The organism is Bradyrhizobium sp., from assembly GCF_019244115.1.
Taxonomy (GTDB): Bacteria; Pseudomonadota; Alphaproteobacteria; order Rhizobiales; family Xanthobacteraceae; genus Bradyrhizobium.
The window spans coordinates 21,742-28,562 of record NZ_JAFATE010000297.1 but is presented as its reverse complement, the minus strand read 5'-3'; the positions used below and the strand labels follow the sequence as shown (position 1 = coordinate 28,562).

At 65.1% G+C, this 6,821-nt stretch carries 6 protein-coding genes; 3 read left to right on the top strand and 3 right to left on the bottom strand.

What is annotated here, in order from left to right:
* Positions 1–1,801, top strand: a 1,801-nt coding sequence (locus JOZ76_RS13370) for an AAA family ATPase (RefSeq protein WP_291699101.1), incomplete at its 5' end; no start/stop codon positions are given.
* 75 nt (positions 1,802–1,876) lie between these two features.
* On the opposite strand, the gene JOZ76_RS13365 is transcribed toward JOZ76_RS13370, so the two are convergent.
* The 3 genes from JOZ76_RS13365 to JOZ76_RS13355 all read right to left on the bottom strand — a co-directional run bounded on the left by JOZ76_RS13365 (position 1,877) and on the right by JOZ76_RS13355 (position 4,625).
* Complete coding sequence (locus tag JOZ76_RS13365) at positions 1,877–3,301, bottom strand: MFS transporter (protein ID WP_291699100.1); 1,425 nt, start codon at positions 3,299–3,301, stop codon at positions 1,877–1,879.
* Between the two features lie 294 nt (positions 3,302–3,595).
* The gene (locus JOZ76_RS13360; protein ID WP_291699099.1) at positions 3,596–4,042 is read right to left on the bottom strand and encodes a PEGA domain-containing protein; all 447 of its coding nucleotides are present in this window, start codon (positions 4,040–4,042) and stop codon (positions 3,596–3,598) included.
* 229 nt (positions 4,043–4,271) lie between these two features.
* Positions 4,272–4,625 carry a PilZ domain-containing protein gene (locus JOZ76_RS13355; RefSeq protein WP_291699098.1) on the bottom strand — a complete coding sequence of 118 codons (354 nt, stop codon included), beginning with the start codon at positions 4,623–4,625 and terminating at the stop codon, positions 4,272–4,274.
* Positions 4,626–4,839: 214 nt separating this feature from the next.
* On the opposite strand from JOZ76_RS13355, the gene JOZ76_RS13350 reads away from it, so the two are divergent.
* Positions 4,840–5,763 carry a lytic transglycosylase domain-containing protein gene (locus tag JOZ76_RS13350; protein ID WP_291699102.1) on the top strand — a complete coding sequence of 308 codons (924 nt, stop codon included), beginning with the start codon at positions 4,840–4,842 and terminating at the stop codon, positions 5,761–5,763.
* A gap of 228 nt (positions 5,764–5,991) precedes the next feature.
* A complete protein-coding gene (gene tsaA, locus JOZ76_RS13345) occupies positions 5,992–6,483 on the top strand; it encodes a tRNA (N6-threonylcarbamoyladenosine(37)-N6)-methyltransferase TrmO (protein WP_291699097.1) in 492 nt (163 codons plus the stop codon).
* The last annotated feature ends 338 nt before the right edge of the window (positions 6,484–6,821 follow it).

Genomic DNA, 6,821 nt, shown 5'->3' with positions numbered 1-6,821 from the left:
CCAGGTGCTGTGCCGCCGCCAAAAGAACAACCCGCTGTTCGTCGGCGAAGCCGGCGTCGGCAAGACCGCGATCGCCGAGGGGCTCGCCAAGCGCATCGTCGAGAGCGAGGTGCCCGAAGTGCTTGCGGCCGCCACCGTGTTCTCGCTCGACATGGGCACGCTGCTCGCGGGCACGCGCTATCGCGGCGATTTCGAAGAGCGCCTGAAGCAGGTCATTAAGGAACTGGAGGCGCACCCGAACGCCATCCTGTTCATCGACGAGATCCACACGGTGATCGGCGCCGGCGCCACCTCGGGCGGCGCGATGGATGCCTCCAATCTGCTCAAGCCCGCGCTGGCCTCGGGCACGATCCGCTGCATGGGCTCGACGACCTACAAGGAATACCGCCAGCATTTCGAGAAGGACCGGGCGCTGGTGCGCCGGTTCCAGAAGATCGACGTCAACGAGCCGACGGTCGAAGACGCGATTGCGATCCTGAAGGGCCTGAAACCGTATTTCGAGGACTATCACCGGCTGAAATACACCAACGAGGCCATCGAGGCCGCGGTTCAGCTTTCCTCGCGCTACATCCACGACCGCAAGCTGCCGGACAAGGCGATCGATGTGATCGACGAATCCGGCGCGGCGCAGATGCTGGTCTCGGAGAGCAAGCGCAAGAAGACGATCGGCATCAAGGAAATCGAGACGACGATCGCCTCAATGGCGCGGATTCCGCCCAAGAGCGTGTCGAAGGATGATGCCGAGGTGCTGAAACATCTCGAACAGACTTTGAAGCGCGTGGTGTTCGGCCAGGACAAGGCGATCGAGTCGCTTTCGGCCTCGATCAAGCTGGCACGCGCCGGCCTGCGCGAGCCGGAGAAGCCGATCGGCTGCTATCTGTTCTCGGGACCAACGGGCGTCGGCAAGACCGAGGTCGCCAAGCAGCTCGCGGCGACGCTCGGCGTCGAACTGCTGCGCTTCGATATGTCCGAATATATGGAGCGGCACACGGTGTCGCGCCTGATCGGCGCGCCTCCCGGCTATGTCGGCTTCGACCAGGGCGGCCTCTTGACCGATGGCGTCGACCAGCATCCGCATTGCGTGGTGCTGCTGGACGAGATCGAGAAAGCGCATCCCGACCTCTACAACGTGCTGCTGCAGATCATGGATCATGGCCGGCTCACCGACCACAACGGCAAGCAGGTGAACTTCCGCAACGTGATCCTGATCATGACGACGAATGCGGGTGCGGCGGATCTGGCGCGCCAGGCTTTCGGCTTCACCCGCAACAAGCGGGAAGGCGACGACCACGAGGCGATCAACCGTCAGTTTGCGCCCGAATTCCGCAACCGGCTGGATGCGATTGTCTCGTTCGCGCATCTCAATGCAGACGTGATCGGAATGGTGGTCGAGAAGTTCGTGCTGCAGCTCGAGGCCCAGCTCGCCGATCGTGACGTCACCATCGAACTGTCCGAGCCGGCCAAGGCCTGGCTGATCAAGCATGGCTACGACGAGCAGATGGGCGCGCGTCCGATGGCCCGCGTGATCCAGGAGCACATCAAGAAGCCGCTCGCCGACGAAGTGCTGTTCGGCAAGCTCAAGGGTGGCGGCCACGTTCGCGTGGTGCTCGTCAAGGACGAGGCCAATGCCAGTGCGGATGCGGAAAAGATCGGCTTCGAATATGTCGAAGGACCGGTCACGCCGAAGCCGGAAAAGCTTCCCGTCGCCCGCAAGCGCAAGCCGCCGAGGCCGGGTGGTCCGAATGGCGGTGGCGGCGGCTCCAAGGGCCCGGTCTCGAAGGGGCCGCTGGTCAAGGCCTGACCGGAATTGAATCGCGACCTGCAAAAGGCCGGCTGCCGCAGCCGGCCTTTTTGTTGGTGCACGCGCCGGATCGTCTCATTCGCCCTTGAGGCGCTGGGCATCATGGACGCGGACATGTTCAGCGCCGCGGGCGCCTTTTTCCGACAATCTCAGGAGACTGAGGCTCGCGCCGAGCAGGGCAAAGCCCACGCCTGTGAACAGCGAGAGCTGGGTCCCCTCGACCGGATAGCGCCCGAGCAACAACGCCACCAGCGCCGCGCCCATGGTCTGTCCGAGCAGCCGTGCGGTGCCGAGCATGCCGCTGGCGCCCCCGGAGCGCTCGCGCGGGGCGGCTGCGATCATGGTGCGGTTGTTCGGTGTCTGGAACAGGCCAAAACCGAAGCCGGCCAGCGCCATGCGCCAGATCACGTCCGACGGCGTCGGGTGCTCTCCGAGCATCGCCAGCGTCAGCAGGCCCAGCGCGAAGACGCCGAGCCCGATCCCGCCGAGCAAGCCCGCCGGATAGCGCTCGACCAGACGGCCCGCGATCGGAGCAGCAATGGCCACGGCAAGCGGCCAGGGCGTGATCAGAAGACCCATCTGAACGGCCGAATAACCAAATCGGCTCTGCAGGTAGAAGGGAAGCGCGACAAAGGCCAGCATCTGGCTGCAGAACGATGCGATCGAGGTCGCGATCGAGAGCGCGAAGACGGGGATCCTGAGCAGGTCGACCGGCAGCAGCGGCGGTGTCGACATGTGGGTTTCGCGATACAGCAGCGTGGCGCCGGCAGCGACCGCCACGGCGCATTCGAGCAGGCAGGTTGCGATGGGTTCGCCATGGCCAAGGCTGTCGATCGCCGCGATGCCGACGCCGAAGGCCACTGCGCTCAGTCCCGCGCTCTGCCAGTCAAATGCGTGGGCGGCGGGCTGGGTGTGCGGCAGGTAGCGCGAGCCGAGGGCCAACGCCGCGATCCCGATCGGAACGTTGACCGCGAACAAATAGGGCCAGCTTGCAACCGCAAGAATGCCGGCGGCGATCGTCGGACCTACGGCAGCCGAGACCGCGACCACCACGGCGTTGATTCCGATGCCACGCCCGAGCTGGTCGCGCGGATAGGTGAATCGCACGAGCGCGGCGTTGACGCTCATGATGCCGGCGGCGCCGAATCCCTGCAGGATGCGCGCGAGTGTCAGCAGCGTCAGCGTATGTGCCAGTGAGCAGAACAGCGAGGCCAGCGTGAAGAGCAACAGCCCCGCCAAATAGACCCGCCGGTAGCCGATGATCTCGCCGAGCGAGGAGAGCGGCAACAGCGAAATCGTGATCGCGAGCTGGTAGCCGTTGACGATCCAGATCGAGAACGCCGGCGAGGCGTTGAGATCGCCCGCGATCGTCGGCAGCGCGACATTGGCGATGGCGCCGTCCACGACGGCCATGATGATACCGAGCGCGATGGTCAGGATGGCCCAATAGCGCTGCGGCATCGGCAGGCCGTCGGCCTGCTCGACAATGGAAGCTGACATCGTCTGCGACATGCGCTGTCTTAGGTCTCCCTGAACCCAGCGCGTTTTCGAGCGAAGTGGGTACCGTTTCGGGGTGAGGAAAACGCGTCAAGACAACGCTAGCCAGAGCACGGCCAACCGGGCAGGGCAACCAGGGGTTCCATCAGTCCAGTGCTGCGCCCGACGCAATCACTGCCGCGCGGGCGGCCGAGCTATTTTGATTTCGGCGTTCGTGGAGGGCGCATATCAAGCTCAGCCGGCCGCGTGCCGCCTCCCTGGCCAGCAAGCGTCGAGCCAGGCAACTCGCGCGCGTCCTTACGTTCCGGCTTGCGGAGGCGGAGGTGCGGCCGGCTTGTGCCGTCGCGAGGGTGAACCGGCACCCCTCGGTTGCAACGTCACGATCACCGGGTTCGGCTTATGATCGGTCGCCGCGCCCGTTGCGGCGTCGACGCCCATGCCGATCAATCCGCCTGCAATGACGTTGCCAGCGAAGCCGGCCGCGCCCGCAGCCGGGATCTCCTTGGTCAACTGTATGACCTGCGGCTCGTAACCTTCCTTCCTGACCGCGACGGAAATATCGGCATTGCGCTTGGCGACGACCGCGCAAGGCGTCGTGCAGGTCATCGGCGCTTCGAGCCCGCTGATCTCGGCCTCGGCTCCCGATGGTGTCGACGAAATGCTGATGGTTTCGGTTGTGCCGCGCGTGACTGATGCGCAGCCGCCAAGAATGGCGCAGAACGCCAGTGCCCCTACAATACGCATGTACTTCTCCCCAAGCCCGGGCGCAGTCAACCGCAAGCTCAGTCCTAGAGCAAGGGCCGCGGCTGCGGCGGGTGAGAAATCCTCAGAAACTGCGCCGAACCGGCCCCATCTGGAGGAACAGCGCCGGGTATATTTGCGCCACACGGATAGGTTGAGTTATTTCCAGCGAGGGCGATTGCATCGCGCGTTCGGCTCGCCACGTCCGGCCGACGTAGCGGGCCAGCAATACTCAGCCTTCGCCGAGCAGTTCATTGATGCGGCGCTGCAGCTGCCGCTTCTTCTGTTCGCTCCGGCGCAGTCGCGCATCGAGGTCGCTCGCGGCCGGATCGGTGATCATGGTGCCGAAGGCGAGCCCGAGCCGGTTGGCCTCGCGCCAGATGATCCGGGCAAGGAACGAGCGGCCCTTGCGGACGATGGTCAGCTTGACCTCCTCGGGCAGCCTGGCCCCCGCGCCGGTTTCGACACAGGCGCCGTGCTCGCTGAAATTGCGGACCACGCAATCCATCGTGCCGCCGCTGTCGCCGGCCCCGGCGATGCCGCCGTAAAGCACCTTGTCCCGCACGCTTTGACGCCGATCCTGCATGGTTTCCTCCAGCCCTTCCGTACCGTAATTCTACGGGGTTCCGGTCGATAGGGAAGATCGCGCGCCGGAGATTGTCGGATTAACCTAAACTGCGGCCATCATGTCCGGACCGCCGGCCACGGCAGCAAAGCCCTGGGCGCTCGAGGAACATTGCGCGGACTGGCGGAGTTTCACCGCCATGCGGGCAGTGCTTTGCGTTTGTCTGTCGGTGCTCATGTCGCTGGCCGAGGCCTCCGCCGGCGACGAGGTGCCGTCCGCGCCCGCCCGCGTCGTGCATCCAAGCGTCGAGGAACTCGCACGGCCCGAACTGCAGAAGGCGGATGATGCGCCGGAAAGCGGCACGCGCGAAGCGATCTGCCTGATGGTCGAGTCGGCGGCGCGCGCCAACGACCTGCCCCTGGAATTCTTCGCCCGCGTGATCTGGCAGGAGAGCCGGTTCCAGTCGAATGCCGTGGGGCCGATGACCCGCAGCGGCCAGCACGCCGAAGGCATCGCGCAGTTCATGCCGGGCACTGCGAGCGAGCGGCGGCTTCTTGATCCCTTTGACCCGGTTCAGGCCTTGCCGAAATCGGCTGAATTTCTCGCCGAGCTGCGCAACCAGTTCGGCAATCTCGGGCTTGCCGCGGCCGCCTACAATGCCGGTCCGCGCAGGGTTCAGGACTGGCTCGGCGGCAAGGGGTCGATGCCGCAGGAGACGCGCAACTATGTCACCGCCATCACCGGTTCGAGCATCGACGACTGGGCCGGAGCGGGGAAGGGCGGCAAGACGCCGGAGCAGGCGCCGGCAACCACATGCCGCCAGTTGATCGCGCTGCTGAAGCGCGCGCCCAATCCGTTCGTTGCCCAGCTCGAGCAGCATGTGAAGCTTGCCGCGGCCAAACTCTGGGGCGTGCAGCTTGCCGCCGGTTTCGATCGCAACAGGGCCCTTGCGATGTATGCGCGCGCGATGAAACATCTCTCCGGCGTCGTCGGCGAACAGGACCCGAGCTTATTGGCCTCGGTCCAGCGCAGCCGCGGCTCCCACATGTTCTACATGGTGCGGATCGGCGCCGATACGCGTCCCGCTGCGGACGACATCTGCGGCCGCATCAGGAAGGCGGGCGGCGCCTGTTTTGTGCTGCGGAACATGCGGGGATGACACTCCCTCATTCCGGGGCGATGCCGCCCGGTCCGCGGAGCGCGGCCGGATGACTGGCTCCGCATCGAACGATGGTCCGCGATTGCGCACCTCAGAATCTCGAGATTGCGGGTTCGCCGGCGTCGCGGCGAAATCGTCAGCTCGCGGGCCAATGGTGGCTCGGGTGACATCGCCACGGCGGTGATCTTGCGCTAAAAATTCCGTGCAATCTTGGTACAGGGACAAAAAATGGTTCGAGAGCAGGAAATCCGCGAGGGCGAGGTCGCGATCGAGGCGCCGGCGCCACGCGATGCGGCGCTGTATTTCATCGGCCGCATCCGCACGCCCTGGACCTCCCGGCTGATGACGCCCCGGCAGGGACGGCTCGACGGCCCGGTCTGCCGGCTGGAGATTTTCGAGCCCTGGGCGCCGGCGCTGAAGGGGGTCGACTTCTACTCCAATCTCGAAGTGATCTACTGGCTGCACCAGTCGCGCCGCGACCTCGTGCTGCAAAGCCCGAAAAACAACAAGTCGACGCGCGGCACGTTTTCGCTGCGCTCGCCGGTACGCCCCAATCCGATCGCGACATCGATTGTCAGATTCGTGGCGCTGGAGGCCAATACCGTGCTGGTGCGCGGGCTCGACTGCCTCGACGAGACGCCGCTGCTCGACATCAAGCCCGATCGCTGCGAGTTCTCGCCGCTGTCGGCGCCGCAGCCCGGCGACTTCGAGATGGAGTAGTCATTGCGAGGAGCGAAGCGACGAAGCAATCCAGAGTGGCGCAAAGCTCTGGATTGCTTCGCTTCGTTCGCAATGACGCCGCGGGGTGGCAGCGCTCTTCCAATTCAACGTTTCAAAGATGTAAGGGTGGGCAATGCGAAGCGTGTCCACCTTGACGCAATTCCGACTCCCGATGGTGGGCGCGGCGCGAAGGCGCGCCTCGCCGAGCTGCTTCAGCTGCTTAACAGCATTCTTGCCCAGTCCTGTCGGGCAAATCAGGGTGGAAAAAACGCGGTCGGACGTGTACCCATGAACCGATGCCCTGCGCGGGCCAGGGCGCGTTCATGTTCGCGAGCGCA